The organism is Sphaerospermopsis sp. LEGE 00249 (assembly GCF_014299995.1).
Taxonomy (GTDB): domain Bacteria; phylum Cyanobacteriota; class Cyanobacteriia; order Cyanobacteriales; family Nostocaceae; genus Sphaerospermopsis; species Sphaerospermopsis kisseleviana.
The window spans coordinates 1-22564 of sequence record NZ_JACJUZ010000039.1; the positions used below are offsets into that span (position 1 = coordinate 1).

Here is a 22564-nt window from a genome sequence, read left to right on the forward strand (position 1 = left end):
CTTACTTATGCAAAAACCACGCCAAGATAGTAGTAGAAGATTTAAATGTTTCAGGGATGTTGTCAAATCATAAATTAGCTCAAGCAATAGCTGATTGTGGATTTTATGAGTTTAAGCGTCAGCTAGATTATAAAGCTAAAAAATTTGGCTGTGATAGCCTGCGTGGCGAAGCCATAATCATAATTGCTGATAGATTTTATCCATCAAGTAAAACCTGTTCTCGATGTGGGCATAAAAAAGAAAATCTTTCTTTATCCGAAAGAATTTATGGCTGTGAGAACTGTGGTTTTGAGATAGATAGGGATCTAAACGCTGCAATTAATTTATCGCGTTTGGCTAAAGCGTGAAAGTCTACCGAGGGATAACTGCTCCCATGCTCCCGTTGAAGTAGAAAGTAAAGTCTAGTTTTGTCTAGGTTTTATATAGCAGTTATTCTTAATTACGCATTACGAATTACGAATTACGAATTATGCCATTTGTCCACTGAGTGATCCCACGCCAATATGCCCTAATGGGAATTTGATAAACTTCAATAAAAATCCAAACTATAATTGCTGAATGTGACAAAAATGTGAGTAATGTCCAAACATAAGGTATCCAAGAAAGAGGAACATCTGGTTTTGGTGGTAAATAATAAGCGCCAATGCCAATTAAAGTAGTCGGGAAAATCACAAAAGCAATTGCAGCTAACACATAACCCCATGCTAATTCCACACCTTCTAACTGGGCTTGATTCCACTTAAAACCATTCCACTGCCACACCAGGGGGGGTTGTCTAGAAGGCATCTTGATTTGCTGTGATTCTAAATTGACAGTAAAAATTTCGTGACAAAAGTCACAAGACATAGTTTCCATTAACGGCATAGCAGAGATTTTACCGATCCGACAAACAGGACAGGGGTATTCTTCCTGAAAATTTAAAGAGGTAGAAAAAATTTGGGAATTGGTCATAATCAAACTGGTACTTCTAAAAAATGGTTCATCAGTATATAGTATGCTAAACTAATATTTAAACTTCCAAGTAAGCAAGCATCTTAATAGGTAAAAACCGATAATTAATTGTCCGAATGCTTCGCCCCTACATTGTTGACGCGAAACGTAAATCAAAATGTGGTTTATTTACCTGAAAATAGCTGTAATATTGGTAACTAATAATGTGAGAGAGTGTAGCAGAATTGATGGGTTAAAGTTTGAAGATTGGGAAGTTAGTTAAATGGGTAAGTATCAGGAGGGTGAGTAGGAGCATCTCAATTAGGCTTGACAGAAGGGTTGAGAGGAATCTAATGTAGAGTTGCCTGAAACCGATTCTCTATACGGGTTATACAAATTGCGATTACATTGTTTGTGAGAAATATGGGAGTAAGGGTTTCAGGCTTAATAGGTTTTTCTATACACTTGAGCCTAAAATTTCGTCAGGAGAAATATCAAGATGGTTCAGTCTATTGCAGCCAAGGATGTGAAACTACGGGAATTAAAGCAAAATTTTGGCATTCAAATCGTTCAAGATGCTACCTTTTTTCCTGAGTGGTTGGATGGGCTTGAGGCTTTGAAAGAGGAAGAGCAACATTTATTAGATCGGGTGAAGGCTAATTTTTTAGAATTGATGGATGATCCCCCAATGCTAGAAAATACGGTGAAGATGGTGGTACTTGCGCCCTTGTTAGATTTAGCTGGTTTTTATCATAGGCCATTTAGGATTGAAACAGAAACGAGTGTGGCTTTAGAAATGGAGGATGAAGGAACGATTATTCGGGGGCGGATTGATGTTTTGGTGTTAAAAAATCGGCTTTGGTTGTTGGTAATTGAATCAAAACGGAGTGATTTTGCGGTGACACGCGCAATTCCTCAAGCTTTAGCTTATATGTTGAGTAATGAGGAAACTGTGCTACCAACCTTTGGCATGATTACCAATGGTAATGAGTTTTTATTTTTAAAGGTATTGGAACATAAATATGCTAACTCTCGGCTGTTTTCTTTGGTAAACCCTGATAATGAGCTTTATAGTGTATTGCAGGTATTAAAGCGTTTGGGGATGGAGGTGATAGCGTTCAGCGCAACATAGGAATCGCTCTTTGGGAAAAACTTTTTGGTTTACTGTTAATCAAATTACTAAACCTCAGAAAATTGCCAAAGCTTTTCCAGAAAATAGCGATTACTTGCCAGTTCTCACAGGGATTGAATTAAATATTACTGTTCAAGAAGTCTTTAGCTGGTTGAGTTTATAACCCACATTTCGCACCTTGGGATGTCACAATCTTGTGCTGTAAAACATCCCGTGATGTGGCGAAAATAACTATCCAGTGAAAAAAGTAGAAAAAGTTAATAAAGCTTACTTTCTTACTTCGTACTGAGTTAAACTGACAAACAAGTTAATACAAAAAATTAATCGGCTGATCCTGGGCTTGGGCATGACTCCAATGGAAAACTGGCAATTTCTGATACAGAAGCAGGGCGATCGCAATTGGCAACCCCTGGAATCGCCAAATTTAAGAATTTTCGCAGGTAAGTACAGAGTTTTGGCTCGTTCTCACCTTGCTAATACATCTGTAGAAGTGCGGGTAATTCACTCCTCAATTCAGGAAGTTCCACCCAAACGCCGCATTTTTAAGCGTTTGCGTCGTACCAATGCCGATGGACTGATGGCAGTAATTCCCTTTACTGACCTCAACCCGGGAATTTGGGAATTACGTTGCTCTGCTGACTTAATGACGAATATACTGGGAAAATCCTGGCAATATAGCCTCATCCTCAAAGTTTTGCCCATAGAATCAGAATTGAATGAGCAACCATTATTAGGTAGTGGTGATCAATTTAACGAAGAGTCCCAGGTGACACTCACTCAGGAAGATGAATTTGCAGTTGCTTCACCCAGCAACCTGGACATCAATCCTTTGTCTACAGCAACCGTAGAAGATACAATCATCAATCAGCCGGTTAGCCCAGTATTATTCAAAGGGGAAACAGCCGAACAAATTTTACAAAGCGTTCTCGATTTAGCTTTACCCAGTTCTGAATCTTGGGATGAAGAACAGTCAGATGAGGATATTTCACCAGTCCCATCCTCACCCTCACCCCTCCATTTATCTCTAGAACGGGATACCTATATTGCTCGTTGGGGAAAAACTTTGACAATAAATGGGTATGTGGAACTGGCAGAAATTGATAATTTGGCAAATGAAAGATTATCTAAAACTAATATTAATCATTGTTTTCAACTGCAATTAATTAGTCAACTGCGATCGCCTTTAGAATCCAATATCTTAGCTCAATTCACACAGCCTTTAACAGATCAAATCTTACCTTTTACATTTAGTAGCATTATTGAAATTCCTAAAAACTGTGAATCTAAGTTGATTTTGGCCAATATTAGTTTATATGGCACACTGACTAAAGGTGGCGAAGTCATACTGTTAGCCAGCCATCCTTTTATAATTACAGCAGATGTCACTGAATTACTGACCGTTACCTCAGCAAGATCTAGAGAAAAATCTAGTCCACCAGACTTGTTACCTGATGATAACTTACCACCAACTGAGGATGGAGCAACCAAACCAAAACCACCTCATCGTGTAAGTTTAGAACTATTCAATATCGTCAAAGCTCCCAAATTAGCACAGTTTCATATTTTAAAACCAGCAGCTAACAAACCTCTACCCCCAAGAATAAAACCAGTCATTGTTTTGGATGGAAGTTCACCCACACTGCCAAAATTACCCCGGATTCACAAAAATGCGATCGCTGGCAATTCTGCCAATGCAGACTCCAGCTTATCAGCAGGAACTGTCAATAAGCCTAGTCAGATACCACCCATAAATCTGGACAAACTGGTGATCAAACAGGTTAAAACTTCTTTCCCATACTTGAAACGTTTAAAACCTGCAACAGAACCAAATTCAAAAACCAAAAACAATCTGCCAAAATTGATGGAAATTCAATTATCAAAGCCAGAAAATACACCAGAATTACTACCCAGCAAGGAACATGAAGAAACTTCTGCTGTGGAATTGATAGACAATGAATTGATAGACAATGAATTGATAGAAAATACAATTCCTCAAGTTCCTATTCTCGATATCGAGGAATTAAACACACCAGAAATCACTCCAGAAACATCTCCTCTGATTCAAAAATGGATCAAGATTCAAGGATACTTATTAGATGAAGGTATCGAGTTGGTATATCAAGAGGATAATACTAATGATGAAGTTGATACTCAAGACGCTAATAATACTGATGATATCAGTGAATCAACAGATGAGCCTCCTGTAATTCTGAATGATGAAAATCCTGCTGTTCCACCCGCTTTTACAGATGAATTACTTCTCAATTTAAATTTAGATGCAGAAATAGAAATGGAAGAAGTTATAGATTTGCCAGAACACATGATTCTAGGCACAAGTGAACCAACCCCCGAACCAGAATCATCTCCCAACATATCTCAATTGTTGTCTCAAGAAATAGTTCTAGATGATACATATATGACCTTGAGCAATGAAGACAGCAATCAACCATCTGAACCACAGGAACAACTGCTGGATGTATCTCCTCCGGTACTAACATCTTTACCCACACCCCAACTGTTTTTACCCAATGGTGAATTACTTGCTGGCTCATCTATAAAAGTGCGCTTAGAACTGTCCCAAGCATCATCGACGGTTGTATTAAAGTTATGGGTGGAAGATTACCAAACTCGTGGGTTGCTAGACGGACCGCATCTGATCCAAGATTTGCGGCCTACTCCTTGGGGAAATTGGGAAGCGATCGCTCAATTAATTGTACCTTTAGGTTGTCTAGAAGTGTTAGTAGGGGCGATCGCTCTCGATACGAATACCCAACAGGAAAGCCACAAAGTTACAATAGTTAAAACTGTCATACCTCCTAACTTACCGACAATAGAACTCGACGAGGTACTGGGAATGTAAACGGTTTTGTTAAAAATCTTGAGAATTTCCAAAAAGAGGCGGAATTTTGCAGTAAGCTCCTAAGTGAATTGTAGTGTGACTTCCAAGGACTCTTACTATGTCAACTTCATTTTTGCCTTCAATTCTGGCTTATTCTTCATTTTTGCCTTCCATTTTCGTTCCTTTGACTGGTTTGGTTTTCCCAGCAGTCGCTTTCGCGTTTATGTTTTTATATATTGAACGCGAAGATATTGCTTAATTTTTAAGTCATAGGTTATGGGTAATCGGTAATTAACTGCTGTGTTTTTTACCAATTACCCGTACCTATAGGCAGCCGATTTAATTTAATGACTAATTGATAAAAGTGATAAAAGTAATAAATATGTATAAACAACGCGGTTTTAAGTGTGCATATTCCCAGGGTAATAATAGCAACGCCTATTTTTTATGTCTAATCAAGTTTGGTTGTCACAATTACAGAAACATCGAGCGATCGCAGTTATTCGCGCCCCGAAAATGGACTGGGGTGAAAAAATGGCTTTAGCGGTAGCATCTGGGGGAATGCAGTTAATAGAAATTACCTGGAATAGCGATCGCCCTGGGGAATTAATTTCTCAATTACGTAGTCAATTACCTGATTGTATAATTGGTACTGGTACACTGTTTAATATGGAACAATTACAAGATGCGATCGCTGCTGGGGCGCAGTTTCTCTTCACTCCCCATACTGACCCAGAAATGATCAAAGTTGCAGTATCTCAAGATGTTCCTATTATTCCTGGCGCACTTACACCTACAGAAATTGTTACCGCCTGGACTCAGGGCGCAAGTTGTGTCAAAGTATTTCCTGTACAATCAGTGGGAGGTGCAAGTTATATCCACAGTTTACAAGCACCTCTTGGTCATATTCCCTTAATTCCTACCGGTGGTGTGACTTTAGAAAATGCTCAAGATTTTTTACAAGTTGGGGCGGTGGCCGTGGGTTTAAGTGGGGAATTATTCCCGAAAAATTGGGTTTTAGAAGGGAATTGGCACAAAATCACCGACCAAGCCAAAAATCTTACACAGAGGTTAAATTAGTTCCTGACCCCTCACAGATAACTTTTTCAGCAAACCCTAACTAGGGGTTGCTGAGAAAGTCTTTCCGTGAGGGCATAGGAGTCAGGAGTCAGGAGTCAGGAGGAGATTTGAAAATTTCTTTGCCATCTCTTGAAATCCCCAAAAATGCACACTTTTTCCGGTATACCCTTCAAAACCCTTGCACTAATTTCTGTGTTTATCAGCCTCTAACCTTTGATATATCAAGGTTTTGAGTTTATTCAGCAAACACTAACTAAAACAAATAACTATTTGTTGATTTATTCAGTGATCAATTATCAGTTTTCAGTTTTCAGTTTTCAGTTTCAAGCTTTGATGCACGAAGAATAAATGAGGGGTTAGTTATTCCCCAACCCCAGCTTAACTACCTTCGATATTCATCCCCACAGTCACCAATTAACTGATATAAATCCCGTGACTGCTGCGAAACTGCATCAATTTTTTTCACATCCTCAGCATCCAAACTAAACCCAAACACCCGCGCATTATCGGCAATATGTTCTGCAATTCCTAACCTAGCACCAACAATTACACCGCCTACTACGGGCTGATTTAAAATGTAATTCACAGCCACATTAGCAATACTCACTTGATGTTTATCGGCAATTTGTGTCAGGGTGGAAAGCAATTCTTGAAATAATCTCCAACCACCCCAAGCATCAATCATATTTTTGTATTTCTTCAAGCTGGTTGTATTCAAATCAAAACCCCGTGGTTCTGGTTGATTTAAATATTTTTCTGATAACAAACCACCGCACACACTACCATAGGTAAACAATTTTATATCATGTTCTTGACAGAATTTAGCCATATTTACCTGTGGTCTTCTGTCAACCAAAGAATACTGCACCTGGTTAGAAAAAATCTTAATTCCAGCTTCTGTGATAATTTGCAAATGTTCCGTATCAAAATTAGTCAAAGCTAAATGCTTAATTTTACCCTCTGTTTGCAATTCTGCCATATATTTGAGAGCATCTAAATAATTAGAGTCTCGATATTCCCACCAGTGAAACTGCATCAAATCTAATGATTTCACATCCATTCTACGCAGAGAAATATTAATATTTTCCTCTACTATTTGTTTCGTCATCTTTCCCGGACGCGGAACCCATTTTGTAAAAGCTTGAATATTATTAACAGCTTCTTCTCCACGAGTTGCTATTAACTGACGACGAAATTCACCAATAAAATCTTCTGCTGGTCCATAATGATCTGCTAAGTCCCAAGTCGTAAACCCAGCATCCACATATTGAAACATTGACTCAATAGCAGCTTTCTGGTTTATCCTTCCATGTCCTCCAGAAACTTGCCACATTCCATTTAAAATTCGGCAAATCTTTAAATCAGGGGTAAATTGTAAATAACTTGCTTCAGGTAACATGATATTTTTGATCTGATTATTTCCAGTTGTTTTCTGCTTGGTCCAAAACATAAGCCGCGACATTTTTGATTTCTTCCGTTGTCAACTTTTCTTTATAGGCTGACATATTACTTTTACCATTAGTGACGATATTTGTAATTGCCTCTAAAGAATCCATACCATATCTTTTCAAAGCATTCTTTTTTAAGTTCTTGCCTCTTCTAATAATATTACCACCATTGATATGACATCCAACACAATGAACGCTAAAAACTTCCGCCCCATTTTGGGTATCTAAAGCGTTAGCTGGTAAGGAAAAATTGATTATCCACAAACAGAAAGTGAATAATAACAAAGGTATGAGTTTTTTCATGGTTATAATGATTCAAAATCAGATGTAAACCCTGGAAAATTAGCGCACTTTTCTTGAAATTCCTCTGCATCACTGACATCTTCAATTTTATAAGCCATGATGCGAGTACCATCGGGCAGTTTTTTAGAAGATATCACTTCACCTCGATAATTTTGTGCCATTGTTTTAAACTCAGCACCATGAATTTTCCAAGCATCTCCCGAACAAGTGATATTTACACGCCACATAGTTAATTATTTATTTCTCATCATCAGGATATAGATCCCCGACTTCTTTGAGAAGTCGGGGATCTGATTATTTATCATCTCATAATTGGTGACTTTGCACAAATCTAACTTTTGATTCGCTGTTTTCTATCTCCAGGAGGTATGTAGACAAAAAAATCATGAGTCATAATGACTATGTAGCATTATGATTATTATCAGGATTAACAATGACTAACAACATTAAAGAAAAAATCCAAGCAGATTTACAAGAAGCCAAAGCCACGGGACAATTAAGAACAGAAAACATTAGAGAAATTGTTAAAACCGCAGTTTCTCAAGTTTCTGCTGAAGTCAAAGAAGGTTCTAGTGAGTTACGCACTTTAGTTAAAGATGCTGTTTCTACAGTAATTGAAAATCTCCAAGATAAAGGTAGCGAAATCAAAGAAGAAGTCACAGCTTCTATTGAAGGTGCTTTAGAAGGGGTGAATAGCAAAAGACATGAAGCTATTGTCAAAACCCAAACCGAACTCAAACAAATTCAAGCGAAATTAGATCAAGAAGAAGAACAACTGCAACAAGAAGTTGAGGGAATGTTAGCAGAAATTCAGGATACAAGTCAAGAAAAATCGGATAGTATTAAAAATGCGATCGCCTCAGCAATTCATACTATCCAAAATAGTGAAGAAGTCGCTTTATTAAAGAAACGCTACGCCCAATTACAAGCACAATTAGCCATTATTCGTGCTAATTTAGCCGCACGTTATGGCGGACGTTCTGTAGAAGTTAAAGAATATTTAGACGATGCCAAAACCTGGTATAATCAAGCTCGTCCCCAAGCGGAAAATCTGGCTACACAAGTAGGAGAAAAACACTCTCAGTTAGAAAACAAACTCGGTGAAGCAGGTGCATCCATAGCGAAAAAAGAACGTCAATTAAAACAAAATTTGAGAGAGTTATTATTAGCAGCGGCTGATTTATTCAAAGATAAAGACTCTCATCAACCAGAAGCTAATGTCAAATAAAGTTGGTTCGTAGTAAGCGATCCATCGCTGACTACGAACTTTTATTTTCAACTGGTAAAACTTGAATTAATTGATAATTTTTAATACTACCAACAACACGATAATTCTTAACTAAATCATCAGAATTAGGCGGATAAATCCAAGCATAACTCAAAGCTGGTAATTGAGAAATTGACTGTACTTTTTGACCATGAATAGGAGTATAAAAATTAATCAAAACAGAATATTTATCATCGGATTTGACAAAAGCTACCGGATAATTTTGGAGAATTGACGCAATATATTCTTGCTGAAAAAACATTCTAAATTCAGGGTTTAAGTCTCCTAATAAACCTAAACTCCCAGCCGTAGCGATAGATAACCAACTGGCAATTAACCAACCACCCATCCAGTAACGATAAGTGAGAAATTTCTGATAAAAATGATAGCGTCCAATCCAAACACAAGGTACAATTAAACAACCTAAACCAGAAATTAAGGACAGAATTGCATACTTTTGAATATCAAGAATCCCTGCAACCAAAGCCACTACACCAGCTAAAATAAAGATAATACCTAAAACACCAAATACATAACTAATATTGCGGGTAAGAGATGCTTGAACTTTCCTAAAGTTACTAACTTTACTCGATTTTCTTTGTTGGTAAATTTTCCCCAACCAGTCTAAACTCACAGCGGCAAACATAGCAATAAAAGGATAAAGACAAAGACTATAATGAGAAAATCGAGTCAAAAATAAACTGATTTCTAAAAATAAAACAATAGGAAAACCTACTAATAATAATTGGTAGCGAGGGATAGGTTTACGAATTACTAAAGCTAAACCTAAAAGGCTAAAAAAGAACCAAGGAAAAGATTTTAAAGGAATATTCCAGAAATAGAAAAATATATTATTTCCATGTTGTTCACGACTACCCAGTCGCACGACAAAATCCCACAACTGGCCAAAACTATCACCACCATAACGCTGCCAGCTAAACCATAACCAAACTAAAGTAGGAATAAACCCAATTAAAAATCCTACATATAACATCGGGTTGGTAAGATGACGATGACGGCGATTTTCTCCAATTAAATAAGGTAATAAAGCCACCATCGGCAAAAAAATCATAAAGCTTCTTATCAAGAAACCTAAACCAAAACATAAACCAACAATCAAACCATGAATCCATCTATATTTTGGATATAATTCAGAATTTAATAAACATAAAATACCTAAACACACTAATAAAATTGTAGGTACATCAGGTGCAGCTAAACGACAATATTGTAGCCAGAGAAATTCTACACTCAAAATAGTCGTCGATAGGTAAGCTAACTTTTTACCCAGTAATATTTTAGCTATTTCATATATAACTAATGTGCAACAAATTCCCGCAATCATAGCAGGTATTCTGGCAGTGGTATCACTGACACCAAATAACTGATAAAAAACAGCAATTAACCAATAAAAACCAGGGGTTTTATGATGGGCATTTTCCCAAGGTGCTATCCAGTTACCAGAATCAAACATCAAACGCGCTCTTGTTGCATAAAGAGCTTCGTCATGTGCCATGAGGCTAGTTTCACCAGAAGTAAATAGCAATAAAGGTAGTAACCAAATTAACAAAAGAGCATAGTGTGATTTTGTCAATAAACGAATTTGTAGCCAGACATCTTTCAATAAAGGTGATTTATAGAACATTTAATTAATGAGAATCATCAGTTGATCTGTAGATTGTGTAACAGTTTTGTTTTAAAATTATAGGACTTAGGCAAAATTGGACTAAAAACCTGATTCTTGCGTAGGGGTAATTTATGAATTACCCCTACTTGCGTTCTGTTCTGCGTAAGTCATGAATTAGTTTGGTTAGTATACACAATTCAAAATCAGAATACTCACCAAATTGACACAAATCAGGCAATTTTTTCTTACCCAAACTTACCCGACAAATTCTCAAACAAATCGTATGCTGTTGCGACCAGATCAACGTCTCAAGTTAGATGACACCGATGATAAATTGTTTTACGACTACCCGCGCTTTGTCACCCACGTTGATGAAGGCTTTATTCAACAATTAACAGATTTATATCGTCAGCGACTGCAACCGAACACGCGCATTTTTGATATGATGAGCAGTTGGGTGTCTCATCTACCAGAAGAAATAGAATTTGCTTATGTGGAGGGACATGGACTCAACGCCGAGGAACTAGCACGCAATCCTCGACTGAACCATTATTTCGTGCAAAATCTCAACTCACAACCTCAGCTACCCTTGCCAGATCAAGATTTTGATGCTGTTGTCAACTGTGTTTCTGTCCAGTATATTCAATATCCAGAAGCTGTATTTTCCGAGATTCACCGTATTCTTAAACCTGGTGGTGTGGCTATTATCAGCTTTTCTAACCGGATGTTTTATCAAAAGGCGATTCAAATCTGGCGGGATGCCTCAGAAGCGTCTAGAGTTGAGCTAGTTAAGCGTTACTTCGCTTCAGTACCAGGGTTTTCCACTCCCGAAGTGATCATCAATAAATCAACTGCGCCGAATTTTTTACAATGGTTGGGTTTACCAGGAGGAGATCCCTTCTATGCTGTGATAGCTTATCGTGTGGAATCATCAAGTTAGGAAAAAATTGGTTATCTTGACTACCAATCATGATCAAATAGTAAATTTTTTGGTGCAAATACTCAAGTAAAGCAGATAATTGCCTCAAGCTTCAAGCATTGAAGGAGAAAAAACATGATCTTATCTCGTAGTCGTAGAATTTTAGCCAGTTTACTACTGTGTGTTTTATTGCTGACTACCGCTTGTGCGGAAAAAGTACCTAATCGTTTTGATCAAGCACAACAGGAAAGCACAAAACAAAAAAGTGGTCAGGCTGTTGTTAAAAATGCCACTCAGGGTAGTAAATTAAATGCTTTCTTTCCTGAAAGTGATGATGATTACGACCGAGTTTATACCCAAGAGAAAAAAGGCTTTTCCGAAGCGAATTTGAAAAAAGACGGTAAAGTTGTTGCTCAATTAGCTATTTCTGATACTACTAGCACGCCTACAGTAGCATCAAAATATGCCAATAGCACCAAGAAAATTGAAGGTTATCCTGCTGTAGAAACGGGTAAAACTCAAACTTCTATTTTGGTGGGTAAGTATCAAGTCAAAGTGATTTCTAAAGATCCATTATTTAACGCTAGTGACAGGGAAGATTGGATTGAAAAATTTGATCTTGATGGTTTAGCTAAGTTGAAATGACCTCTAAATTTCGGATAACAACATATCAATCAGGAGATTTTTGTGAGTAAACCAATTTTTGAGTTAGTTGATGAATTGCCAACCAGCGGTTTAACTATTTCTATGTTAAATGCTTTGGATTTTATTGCTCCCGGTGAATGGCAAAATACTGTGGGTTTTGTCAATACTATTAAAACTGTGACTGGTGAAGATGATGAGGATCTAATTCAGCAAATTGGTGAACGGGCAATTTATCTTTTTAATGATAAATCCCAAGGTTATCAAACTGCTTTATGGCTTTATCAAACTGTTGATGGTACTGATAAGGCTTTAGGTGCAGCCGCTTTGGCTAATAAAGTTGGTGAAACCATTCCCTTATTTGGTTTTTTAAACTCGATCACTCCCAAACCAGATAAAGCTCAAACTATTGATTTAACTTTAAAAATAGTCGCTGAATTAGTCGCTTTTTGCCAAATTAATGGTATTCCCGGTGATAGTATTGGCGATTTTGTTGGTGCTTTAGGTGAATATAGTGGTGAGTCAATGATTCGCATGGCTGCCTTGGTTGCTGTTGATGGTATTATTCCTCTAGGTCCTGATTTTATCCAAAAATCATTAACTTTCCTCAGTAACATGAATCCCCAAGAGTTGGATCAAAACTCTACTTTTAGAACCATGAAAGATGCAATTCCTGGCAATGGTACTGGTGGTAAACTAGACTTTATTGGTCAAAGTGTTGATTCTGTTAAGGGTTGGATGAATGGTATAGTTAGTGCTAATGCTTTAACTGCTCAGAAAGTTCTTGGCAATTTACAAGGTTTTCTTGAATTTAGTGATGACAAATTAGACTATGTAGCCGCTTTTCTAGATATGTCCACTAATTACTATGAACATACAGGAACTCAAACTTTAGCACGACGTTTGATTGAACGCGCAGTTGCAGAAATTTAGCTAATTTTTGAGCCTAAATACAACTTGTAGTAGTGCTGAAAATTAATAAATGCAGCACTACTACAAACAAGTTTTCTATTAGTTTCTACTAATTACTTGTGGCTGGTAGATTGTATCACCACAAAAAAACAGATTTTCAGCGGAATAATGAAAGGATGGTAACTGATTTCTACACAGTTGCAGTGAACATTACTGTCACCTGTCACCTGTTACCTGTCACCTACTATCTTACTTGAAGCGAGAACGCTGTTGACGACGTTGCTTGTGTCTAGCTATTGCTTTACGTTTCTCTTTTTCTAAAGGTGTTTCAAAATGGCGATTCTTCCGCATATCTTGGAAAATTCCGGCTTTGGAAACTTCACGTTTAAATCTCCGCAAAGCTGATTCAATACCTTCATTTTCCCCTAAAACTACTTGTGTCATTCCTAGTCCTCCTTTTTTGGTTTAACACATACAAACTAGAGTATAAAAATATCTCAGCAGAGTCAAACCCTGGGCTTTATCTGCTGGAGACTCTAGATTTAAAAGATTTAAAATTTCTTCAGAACAGGATTAATAACGGCGATCGCCTCCACGACCTCCACCAGAACGGCCACCGCCACCCCAGCTTCCACCTCCACGAGAAGAACCTCTTTCCTCACGGGGTTTAGCCTTGTTCACTTTTAAATCCCTCCCCATCCACTCAGCACCATCAAGTGCTTCAATAGCTGCTGTTTCCTCAGCTTCAGACGACATTTCCACGAAGGCAAAGCCACGTGGACGGCCTGTTTCCCTATCAGTGGGTAGCTGCACATTGGTAACTTTACCGTACTCAGCAAAAGCCGTTTTCAAATCTTCTGCTGTCACCTGATAGGACAAATTTCCAACGTAAATTGACATAGATGGTCTCCCAAACCAGAGAGTGTAGAGAGTTAGATTCGGAGAGACGCATTTAAAACAAATTAAAACGACTTACTCAACCGAAAATAATCCTTATATCCGCGAGTATAGCACAGCCTTTGAATATGAACTCACATTGAGTAACATTTCTTCAGCCATCTATGAACTAGCTCCAACTGAATAGCAGACTAGCTACTGATGGAAGGCTGAAAGCTAAAAAATCATTAAGGATTTTAGGAATTATCACTCTTATTTAACCTAGTTTTCAATTATAGCATAACTCACGTCTACATGGAAAATAATTTATCTTTTGTGTCCGAACTTCATTTAGCCGCAAACTCAGTCAATATCTGCTCTGCTTTCTGACACAATATTTCGTGATCTTGAGAACTACTAGCCAACAAACCGCCCCATTGGTTGATGTCACCAGTGTTATACTCTAATGGTCTGCCGTCAAAGTAAGTAAATTTACCACCAGCTTCTGTTAAAATTAATTCTGGTGCTGCCATATCCCAATCTTTAGGGGCTGACTTTCCAGAAAGGGAAATATAAACATCTGCCTGTTGTTCGACGATAGCAGCCACTTTACAACCTACACTACCAATAGCTTTTTGTTTTTGGCAGGGTAGATTTTTAAGTAAAAATTCTAACTTATCATGACGATGGGAACGACTGACAACCAAGATTAAATCTTCAAGTGGTTTAGCAGCAGCCACTTTCAAAGGATGAGAACCATTAACAGTTTCGACAAAAGTACCACCACCTTTAGTAGCATAATATATCTTTTCCGCTTCCGGTATTGCTACCACCGCTAAAATTGGCCTTGTGTTTTGCACTAAAGCAATATGTATTGCATATTCCCCAGTTTTATTAATAAAATCTCTTGTACCATCCAAAGGATCAATAATCCAAACTAACTCCCCAGGATATTTACCTTGTTGAGATTTATAGGTTTCTTCGCTAATATAACCAAAATCTTCATCAACAAATGCTGCCTGTAGGTGAGATAGGATATACTCACTCACAACTCTATCGGCAACAGTTATAGGTTCATTTTGCTTGTATTCTATTTCTAGATTACCGTTGTTAACAGTTCCTTGATAATAGGAGCGCAGTAACTTAGCTGCACCCCAACCCACCTCACGAGTAATTTTGAGTATTTCTGGTAAGTTTGTCATTAGGCTTTGGGTGATAAATTTACCAACCATAACATAACATGAGTTCGAATAAGTAGGTAGGCGTTGAAATTTATCCTTATGCCAAGGCAGAAGGTAAAAAGACTGATCACCCTGATTGGTATTATTAAATAAATCACACATAATAAATCAAAAATAGTCGGTTTTCAATACTTATTTGTTAAGCTAAAAACAATAAAAATTAGGTAGGGTTTTAGCACTGCTAAACCCTTAACTAACTTGTTTTAAACTTATAAATTACCCTTTAAACTTCCTCCCCAAAAAAGCAATTATTTCCCGCCATGCAGATGTCGCCGCTTCCGCATCATAACGATAACCGTCATCTCGCATAAAAGTATGTTCCGCTGCATAACAGAAAAATTGATGAGGTATTTTTGCAGTTTCTAAACCCTTAATAATAGTCTGTCTATCCTGTTCAGGAATATGGGGATCTTGAGTACCAAAAATTAACAACATTTCCCCCTTAATTTCTGAAAATCTGTGAATAGTATCCGCCACACCTTTACCTAATTTACCGATAGGAATACCTGTAGGATAACAGGAAACACAAGCTTTTATTTCACTTTCAAAAGCTGCCCGAAAAGCTAAATGTCCACCAATACAAAAACCTAAAGTTCCGATTTGTTCACTAATAACTGATTTCTCATTTTTCAACCAATTAATGACAGCGCGAGTATCTGCATCATATTCAGAAATTAAAGTTCTGCGTGCATCATCATTACCGCGCATTCTCCCCAGATCATCAGGTTCAATGATAGAACCTATAGGTTCAATACGGTGAAAAATTTCCGGTGCAGCGACAACATAACCAAACCCAGCTAAATAATTAACTAAGCGAATTATTGCCCCACCTAATTGATAAATATCACTGTAAAAAACAATTCCTGGATATTTACCCTCTGTTTTAGGAGATGCGACATAAACCCGCATTAAACTATCATCTACTTTTAATTCGATATTGCGTTTAACAATTTGCATTTTTTGATTTTTTGCTAATGTGTTAATTTGTAATTCTTCAGGTTTAATAATAATCAGTAAATTTTCCCAAATACTCGATTTTTTCAAGAAGTTGAATTTCCTAGTTTGACACGCATTTTGTATATTTTTGTATCTTTCACTAAGACTATGTGCTATCATATACAATAAAGGATGTGTCGTAAAATTCAAAACATCCAAAGAAGAACTTTTAGAATTTCCTGAAGATGTAATTGATGAAATTGGGTATATTCTCTATCGAGTGCAAACTAATCAAACTCATACCAAAATCAAACCCTTAAAAGGTTTTAATGGAGTATTTGAAATTCGCAGCAATTATCAAATAAATAATTTAAGTAATGGTATTCTCAAAGAATTTACAATTGAGAATTTACTAACTTACTTAATAAAATTAGGACACAATATAGAAATAATGGTAACAAACCAACAAACAGAAAAATCTCAGCCTAAAATAAATGTTGTTTATCAGAGAATTGCTTGATAGTAATTGGTATTATCATGTTAAACGAATATGATTTCACTTAATTGATGAGGTAAAAACCATTATGGAAACAATCAAAAAGAAAAAATATATTTATTGGCAAGATGAGGATATGTTTATCGGTTACTTAGAAGAATATCCTGATTATTGGACACAAGGAACTTCTTTAGAAGAACTCCAAAACAACTTATTAGATTTGTATCACGAATTTACCAGTGGTAACATTCCTGCGATCAGAAAAGTTGCGGAGTTAGAATTATTGTGAAAATGCTACAAAATTACTAACTCCTCTCTCTGCGTCTCTGCGTGACATAAAAAAAATCTGTAACAACCCACCGAAAAAACAAATCACAGGTAAGATGACACCAAAACAGCAAACCATTACACTAGACAATGGTGTAAATACTACCGGAGTTAAAAATGACATTAGCCAGCACTCCAAAACAAAAACCCTTAACAGACACAGAATTACAAAAGATTAACGCATATTGGCGTGCAGCCAACTATCTTTCAGTCGGACAAATATACCTCCTCGACAACCCCCTACTGAAAGAACCCCTTAAACAAGACCACGTAAAACTGCGACTATTAGGACATTGGGGAACTACCCCTGGACTGAACTTTATTTACGTCCACCTCAACCGCATCATTAAAAAATACGACCTCAACACCATCTACATCGCAGGACCCGGACATGGTGGACCTGGACTTGTAGCTAACACCTACTTAGAAGGAACATATAGCGAATATTACCCCAACATCTCCCAAGATGCAGAGGGAATGCAAAAACTGTTCAAACAGTTCTCCTTCCCTGGTGGTATTCCTAGTCACGTTGCCCCGGAAACCCCCGGTTCTATTCACGAAGGGGGAGAACTCGGTTATGCTTTAGTACACGCTTTTGGTGCTGCTTTTGACAACCCAGACCTGTTAGTTGCGGCGGTTGTGGGTGATGGGGAAGCCGAAACCGGACCTTTAGCTACAAGCTGGCATTCTAACAAATTCCTCAACCCTGCTACTGATGGTGCGGTTTTACCGATTTTACATTTGAACGGTTATAAAATTGCTAATCCCACCATATTAGCACGGATGCCCCATGATGAACTAGAAAGCCTATTTATCGGCTACGGCTATAAACCTTACTTTGTGGAAGGTGCTGATCCGGCGGATGTTCATCAACAAATGGCTGCAACTTTAGATACTATCGTTACGGAAATTCAAGGTATCCAAAGAGAAGCGCGGGTACATGGTTTCAAAAAACGCCCGCAATGGCCAATGATAATTTTAAGAACTCCCAAAGGTTGGACTGGACCCAAGGAAGTAGACGGGAAGAAAACAGAAGACTATTGGCGATCGCACCAAGTCCCCTTTAGCGATATAGCTGGTAAACCAGAACACCTAAAACTGTTAGAAGACTGGATGAAGAGTTACAAACCCGAAGAACTCTTTGACGAAACCGGTCAACTCATTCCCGAACTTGCAGAACTCGCACCCACAGGCCAGCGACGCATGGGAGACAACCCCCACGCAAACGGTGGTATCTTGCTCCGTGATTTAATCATACCAGACTTTTGCAACTATGCAGTAGCAGTCCCCAAACCCGGTACTGTTAACGCTGAAGCTACCAAAGTTACTGGAAAATTCCTGCGGGATGTGATGAAAGAAAACCTGGACAGCCAGAACTTCCGAGTTTTTGGACCCGATGAAACCGCATCTAACCGCATCGATCCTGTACTAGAAGTTACTAACAGAACTTGGGTGGCGGAAACTTTGCCCGAAGATGATCATTTATCAGCAAATGGTCGGGTAATGGAAATGCTGAGTGAAACCAACTGTCAAGGATGGTTAGAAGGATATTTGCTAACAGGAAGACATGGTTTCTTCTCCTGTTATGAAGCATTTATTCATATCATTGACTCGATGTTTAACCAACACGCCAAATGGTTAAAAACAACTCGTCATATTTCTTGGAGAAGACCGATCGCCTCTTTAAATTATCTTCTCACATCTCATGTTTGGCGACAAGATCATAACGGTTTCTCTCACCAAGATCCTGGGTTTTTGGATCATGTAATTAACAAAAAAGCCGACGTTATTCGTGTTTATCTGCCACCCGATGCTAACACTTTGTTATCTGTCACCGACCATTGTTTAAGAAGTCGCAACTATGTAAATGTGATAGTAGCTGGAAAACAACCGGCACTGCAATATTTAGACATGGATGCAGCCATTAAACACTGTACCAAAGGTTTAGGAATTTGGGAATGGGCAAGTAATGATCAAGATGGTGAACCCGATGTAATTATGGCTTGTGCGGGGGATATTCCCACTTTAGAAACCCTAGCTGCGGTGGATATTTTACGGCAAAATTTCCCAGAATTAAAAGTGCGGGTAGTGAACATTGTAGACTTGATGACACTACAACCAAAAAGTGAACATCCCCACGGTTTAAGCAGCAAAGATTTTGATATCATCTTTACCACAGATAAACCAATTATCTTTGCATTTCATGGCTATCCTTGGTTAATTCATCGTCTCACCTATCGCCATACAAACCACAATAATATTCATGTTCGTGGTTACAAAGAAGAAGGAACAACAACCACACCTTTTGATATGGTGGTAATGAATGATTTAGATCGTTTCCATTTAGTAATGGATGTAATAGATCGTGTACCAAAATTGGGTTATAAAGCCGCTTATGTAAAACAAAATTTACAAGATAAATTGATTGAACATAAGCAATACATCGAGAAACACGGTGAAGATATGCCAGAAATTAGAGACTGGAAATGGCCTTATTAAACCGTAACGACTAAATAACCCCAGATCCCCCCTAACCCCCCTTAATAAGGGGTGAATAGATTCACACTTTTTAAGGGGGATGTAGGGTATCTAATTTCTGATTTATTTGTTATATTAATATAAGGTAGTTAACCCTGGAGATTAATTAATATGACACAGGAATTAATAGACTTGAGAAATAGTATTTTAACTGGAAGATATGAAGATGCGTTAGCAATTGTAGATGAATTAGAGGGGATGAGTAAACAAGCAATTTTCAGGAATATTCAATCATTTTTGAGAGTTGTGTTAATTCATTTGATCAAAAATCAAATTGAACAAAGATTAACAAATTCTTGGGCAGCATCTATTCGTAACTCTTTAGTAGAAATCAAAAAAATCAATCTTAAAGAAAATAAAAAATCCTATTACATCAATAAAGATGAATGGGATACCTGGTTGCAGGAAGAAATAGAATTAGCAATAGGTGATGCAAGTTTAGAAGTAATGAATGGTAAATTTAACAGAAAACAACTTTCACAACTTCTCAATAAAGAACAATTAATATTAACAGCAACAGAATTACTCACATTTATCTATAATTATCAAATCCGAGAATTACCTGATATAATAGATGAATATTTAGGTAAATTACCCAGTGGGGAAAATTGGCAGTTAGGGAAAAGCTAAGAGGTAAAAAAAAATGACACAGGAATTAATAGACTTGAGAAATAGTATTTTAGCTGGAAGATATGAAGATGCGTTAGCAATTGTAGATGAATTAGAAGGGATGAGTAAACAAGCAATTTTAAGGAATATTCAATCATTTTTGAGAGTTTTGTTAATACATTTGATTAAAAATCAAATAGAACAAAGATTAACAAACTCTTGGGTTGCATCTATTCGTAACTCTTTAGTAGAAATCAAAAAAATCAATCTTAAAGAAAATAAAAAATCCTATTACATCAATAAAGATGAATGGGATACCTGGTTGCAGGAAGAAATAGAATTAGCAATAGGTGATGCAAGTTTAGAAGTAATGAATGGTAAATTTAACAGAAAACAACTTTCACAACTTCTCAATAAAGAACAATTAATATTAACAGCAACAGAATTACTCACATTTATCTATAATTATCAAATCCGAGAATTACCTGATATAATAGATGAATATTTAGGTAAATTACCCAGTGGGGAAAATTGGCAGTTAGGGAAAAGCTAAGAGGTAAAAAAAAATGACACAGGAATTAATAGACTTGAGAAATAGCATTTTAGCTGGAAGATATGAAGATGCGTTAGCAATTGTAGATGAATTAGAAGGGATGAGTAAACAAGCAATTTTAAGGAATATTCAATCATTTTTGAGAGTTTTGTTAATACATTTGATTAAAAATCAAATAGAAAAAAGGTTAACAAACTCTTGGGTTGCATCTATTCGTAACGCTTTAGTAGAAATCAAAAAAATCAACCTTAAAGAAAACAAAAAATCCTATTACATCAATAAAGATGAATGGGATAATTATTTAGAAGAAGAAATAGAATTAGCCATAGGTGATGCAAGCGTAGAAGTTTTAAATGGTATCTATACAGAATTTCAACTAGCAGAAATGGTTGATAAAAATAACATAATTTCCACTGCTTTAAATTTTCTAGAATTGACTTATATCCATTCTGTAAAAGACTTACCAAAAGCTATCACAGAAATCATTATTAAATTACCTGGTAGTGAAAAATGGCAATAAATATGTATTATAGTATTATATTATATATAAATTTGCGTTTATTTGCGTTTGTCTGCGTTTAAAAACAGACTTTAAAATATCCCGTGTAGTAATAACCGTACAAAATAATTACCTAAATATCAACAATAACGATAGGAATAGGTGTCTTTATAAGGTAGGATGAAACTTAACACAAAGTAAAAATACCTTACTAGAGAATTATCATGACAGTCGCTGCAACTTTTGATTTAGATAGCTTAAATCAGAAATTTGAAACCGCTACCCCTACAGAAATTCTAGCTTGGTCTGTGGAAAACATACCCACAGGTTTAGTACAAACCAGCGCGTTTAACGTTGATGACATCATCCTCACCCACATTTTATATACTGTACTCAAGCATCCAGTACCCGTTATCTTCCTAGATACTCTGTATCACTTCAAAGAAACTTTAGAATTAGTTGCTAAAGTAAAAGACCTATATAACCTAGATTTAAAAACCTACAAAGCACCTGATGTAGACACCCGTGAAGCTTTTGCGGCTAAGTACGGTGAAGCATTATGGGATACAGATATTATCAAATTCCACGACGTTACTAAAATTGAACCTTTAACACGCGGTTTAAACGAACTAAACACCGTAGCTTGGATTACAGGTCGCCGTCGTGACCAAGCTGTTACCCGTGCCAATATGCCTATTTTTGAATTAGACAACCAAGGACGTTTAAAAATTAATCCTTTAGCTGCTTGGACTCGCAAACAAAGCTGGGATTATGTTGCAGAACACAAAGTGATTTATAACCCACTTCATGATCAAGGATATCCTAGCATTGGTGATGAACCTATTACTACTCAAGTACGTGAAGGTGAAGATGAACGCGCTGGACGTTGGAGAGGAACTGGTAAAACTGAGTGTGGTATTCACATTTAGTTTTTAGTTATTGGTCATTGGTCATTGGTCATTGGTAATGTGTTAAAAAATGGCTAATTACTAATGACTAATATTAATATTTTGTATTTGTCTGAATCAGGATATCCAGGACACCCTTCGGGAAGTCAAAAGTCAAAAGTCAAAAGTCAAAAGTCAAAAGTTAGAATTTTTTTGTCTGAATCAGGATATCCAGGATTTGAGGATTTATGGCTAACGCCACGCTTCGTTATCAGGATGTTATTGGATGATTTTTTGTTGGGAAGTTGGGATTTTTCAGGATGCTTTTGAATGATGGTTTTTCAATGATTATCAACTATCTATAAATTACCATCCTGTACATCCTTAAATCCTGGTTATCCTGATTCTGACAAAATGCAATTTCTATCACCAACGAATTATCTAAAAATTACCATCCTGTTAATCCTTTAATCCTGGTTATCCTGATTCTGACAATATTATAT

The 22564-nt window shown here is 37.0% G+C and carries 26 protein-coding genes; 17 read left to right on the forward strand and 9 right to left on the reverse strand.

Annotated elements, in window-relative coordinates; all coding sequences use genetic code 11:
• The coding region (locus H5968_RS14270) for an RNA-guided endonuclease TnpB family protein (RefSeq protein WP_187040494.1) at nt 1-347 on the forward strand (347 nt) is incomplete at its 5' end.
• 106 nt (nt 348-453) lie between these two features.
• Here the strand turns inward: H5968_RS14270 and H5968_RS14275 are convergent.
• Nucleotides 454-951 (reverse strand): hypothetical protein, encoded by a 498-nt coding sequence (locus H5968_RS14275; protein ID WP_096565955.1) that lies wholly within the window; start codon nt 949-951, stop codon nt 454-456.
• A gap of 478 nt (nt 952-1429) precedes the next feature.
• On the opposite strand from H5968_RS14275, the gene H5968_RS14280 reads away from it, so the two are divergent.
• The 5 genes from H5968_RS14280 (at nt 1430) to H5968_RS14300 (ending at nt 5981) form a co-directional block, all read left to right on the forward strand.
• Nucleotides 1430-2062, forward strand: a complete 633-nt coding sequence (locus tag H5968_RS14280) for a type I restriction enzyme HsdR N-terminal domain-containing protein (RefSeq protein ID WP_187040495.1) — start codon at nt 1430-1432, stop codon at nt 2060-2062.
• 10 nt (nt 2063-2072) lie between these two features.
• Complete coding sequence (locus H5968_RS14285; protein WP_187040496.1) at nt 2073-2225, forward strand: hypothetical protein; 153 nt, start codon at nt 2073-2075, stop codon at nt 2223-2225.
• Between the two features lie 183 nt (nt 2226-2408).
• Nucleotides 2409-4922 (forward strand): hypothetical protein, encoded by a 2514-nt coding sequence (locus H5968_RS14290; RefSeq protein ID WP_255427136.1) that lies wholly within the window; start codon nt 2409-2411, stop codon nt 4920-4922.
• A 97-nt stretch (nt 4923-5019) separates the two neighbouring features.
• On the forward strand, nt 5020-5160 hold the full coding sequence (gene psaI, locus H5968_RS14295; RefSeq protein ID WP_096565957.1) for a photosystem I reaction center subunit VIII: 141 nt from the start codon (nt 5020-5022) through the stop codon (nt 5158-5160).
• A gap of 188 nt (nt 5161-5348) precedes the next feature.
• Entirely contained in the window at nt 5349-5981 is a 633-nt protein-coding gene (locus tag H5968_RS14300) for a bifunctional 4-hydroxy-2-oxoglutarate aldolase/2-dehydro-3-deoxy-phosphogluconate aldolase (protein WP_187040498.1), read from the forward strand.
• A 382-nt stretch (nt 5982-6363) separates the two neighbouring features.
• Here H5968_RS14300 and H5968_RS14305 read toward each other — a convergent pair whose 3' ends face one another.
• Genes H5968_RS14305 through H5968_RS14315 form a run of 3 tightly spaced genes read right to left on the reverse strand, consistent with a single transcriptional unit; the run spans nt 6364 to nt 7959 of the window.
• Nucleotides 6364-7383: an aldo/keto reductase gene (locus H5968_RS14305; protein ID WP_187040527.1), complete on the reverse strand. Its 1020-nt coding sequence runs from the start codon at nt 7381-7383 to the stop codon at nt 6364-6366.
• Between the two features lie 13 nt (nt 7384-7396).
• Nucleotides 7397-7732: a cytochrome c6 PetJ gene (gene petJ / locus H5968_RS14310; RefSeq protein WP_187040499.1), complete on the reverse strand. Its 336-nt coding sequence runs from the start codon at nt 7730-7732 to the stop codon at nt 7397-7399.
• Nucleotides 7733-7734: 2 nt separating this feature from the next.
• On the reverse strand, nt 7735-7959 hold the full coding sequence (locus tag H5968_RS14315; RefSeq protein WP_096565963.1) for a hypothetical protein: 225 nt from the start codon (nt 7957-7959) through the stop codon (nt 7735-7737).
• 206 nt (nt 7960-8165) lie between these two features.
• Here H5968_RS14315 and H5968_RS14320 point away from each other — a divergent pair, with 206 nt between their 5' ends.
• Nucleotides 8166-8960 carry a histidine kinase gene (locus H5968_RS14320; protein WP_096565965.1) on the forward strand — a complete coding sequence of 265 codons (795 nt, stop codon included), beginning with the start codon at nt 8166-8168 and terminating at the stop codon, nt 8958-8960.
• Nucleotides 8961-8991: 31 nt separating this feature from the next.
• On the opposite strand, the gene H5968_RS14325 is transcribed toward H5968_RS14320, so the two are convergent.
• Nucleotides 8992-10644: a glycosyltransferase family 39 protein gene (locus H5968_RS14325; protein ID WP_187040500.1), complete on the reverse strand. Its 1653-nt coding sequence runs from the start codon at nt 10642-10644 to the stop codon at nt 8992-8994.
• A gap of 265 nt (nt 10645-10909) precedes the next feature.
• On the opposite strand from H5968_RS14325, the gene H5968_RS14330 reads away from it, so the two are divergent.
• The 3 genes from H5968_RS14330 (at nt 10910) to H5968_RS14340 (ending at nt 13120) form a co-directional block, all read left to right on the forward strand.
• The gene (locus H5968_RS14330; protein WP_187040501.1) at nt 10910-11566 is read left to right on the forward strand and encodes a class I SAM-dependent methyltransferase; all 657 of its coding nucleotides are present in this window, start codon (nt 10910-10912) and stop codon (nt 11564-11566) included.
• A gap of 114 nt (nt 11567-11680) precedes the next feature.
• Complete coding sequence (locus H5968_RS14335; protein ID WP_096565969.1) at nt 11681-12190, forward strand: hypothetical protein; 510 nt, start codon at nt 11681-11683, stop codon at nt 12188-12190.
• 42 nt (nt 12191-12232) lie between these two features.
• Nucleotides 12233-13120 (forward strand): hypothetical protein, encoded by an 888-nt coding sequence (locus H5968_RS14340; RefSeq protein ID WP_187040502.1) that lies wholly within the window; start codon nt 12233-12235, stop codon nt 13118-13120.
• A gap of 228 nt (nt 13121-13348) precedes the next feature.
• On the opposite strand, the gene rpsU is transcribed toward H5968_RS14340, so the two are convergent.
• The 4 genes from rpsU to H5968_RS14360 form a co-directional block, all read right to left on the reverse strand.
• Nucleotides 13349-13543, reverse strand: a complete 195-nt coding sequence (gene rpsU / locus H5968_RS14345) for a 30S ribosomal protein S21 (RefSeq protein ID WP_013192888.1) — start codon at nt 13541-13543, stop codon at nt 13349-13351.
• A gap of 129 nt (nt 13544-13672) precedes the next feature.
• On the reverse strand, nt 13673-13999 hold the full coding sequence (locus tag H5968_RS14350; protein WP_187040503.1) for an RNA-binding protein: 327 nt from the start codon (nt 13997-13999) through the stop codon (nt 13673-13675).
• Between the two features lie 323 nt (nt 14000-14322).
• Nucleotides 14323-15177, reverse strand: coding sequence for a 3'(2'),5'-bisphosphate nucleotidase CysQ (locus tag H5968_RS14355; RefSeq protein ID WP_187040504.1), 855 nt, complete (start codon nt 15175-15177; stop codon nt 14323-14325).
• Between the two features lie 255 nt (nt 15178-15432).
• Nucleotides 15433-16173, reverse strand: coding sequence for a dienelactone hydrolase family protein (locus H5968_RS14360; protein ID WP_187040528.1), 741 nt, complete (start codon nt 16171-16173; stop codon nt 15433-15435).
• A 127-nt stretch (nt 16174-16300) separates the two neighbouring features.
• Here H5968_RS14360 and H5968_RS25160 point away from each other — a divergent pair, with 127 nt between their 5' ends.
• From H5968_RS25160 to cysH, 7 genes are all read left to right on the forward strand, one after another.
• Complete coding sequence (locus H5968_RS25160) at nt 16301-16672, forward strand: hypothetical protein (RefSeq protein ID WP_222620681.1); 372 nt, start codon at nt 16301-16303, stop codon at nt 16670-16672.
• A gap of 64 nt (nt 16673-16736) precedes the next feature.
• Nucleotides 16737-16937, forward strand: coding sequence for a type II toxin-antitoxin system HicB family antitoxin (locus H5968_RS14370; protein WP_187040505.1), 201 nt, complete (start codon nt 16737-16739; stop codon nt 16935-16937).
• A gap of 155 nt (nt 16938-17092) precedes the next feature.
• On the forward strand, nt 17093-19474 hold the full coding sequence (locus tag H5968_RS14375) for a phosphoketolase (RefSeq protein ID WP_187040506.1): 2382 nt from the start codon (nt 17093-17095) through the stop codon (nt 19472-19474).
• 150 nt (nt 19475-19624) lie between these two features.
• Nucleotides 19625-20143, forward strand: a complete 519-nt coding sequence (locus H5968_RS14380) for a DUF29 family protein (protein WP_187040507.1) — start codon at nt 19625-19627, stop codon at nt 20141-20143.
• A 13-nt stretch (nt 20144-20156) separates the two neighbouring features.
• Nucleotides 20157-20675 carry a DUF29 family protein gene (locus tag H5968_RS14385; protein ID WP_187040508.1) on the forward strand — a complete coding sequence of 173 codons (519 nt, stop codon included), beginning with the start codon at nt 20157-20159 and terminating at the stop codon, nt 20673-20675.
• A 13-nt stretch (nt 20676-20688) separates the two neighbouring features.
• The gene (locus H5968_RS14390; protein ID WP_187040509.1) at nt 20689-21195 is read left to right on the forward strand and encodes a DUF29 family protein; all 507 of its coding nucleotides are present in this window, start codon (nt 20689-20691) and stop codon (nt 21193-21195) included.
• Between the two features lie 203 nt (nt 21196-21398).
• The gene (gene cysH, locus H5968_RS14395; RefSeq protein ID WP_187040510.1) at nt 21399-22103 is read left to right on the forward strand and encodes a phosphoadenosine phosphosulfate reductase; all 705 of its coding nucleotides are present in this window, start codon (nt 21399-21401) and stop codon (nt 22101-22103) included.
• Nucleotides 22104-22564: the final 461 nt, after the last annotated feature.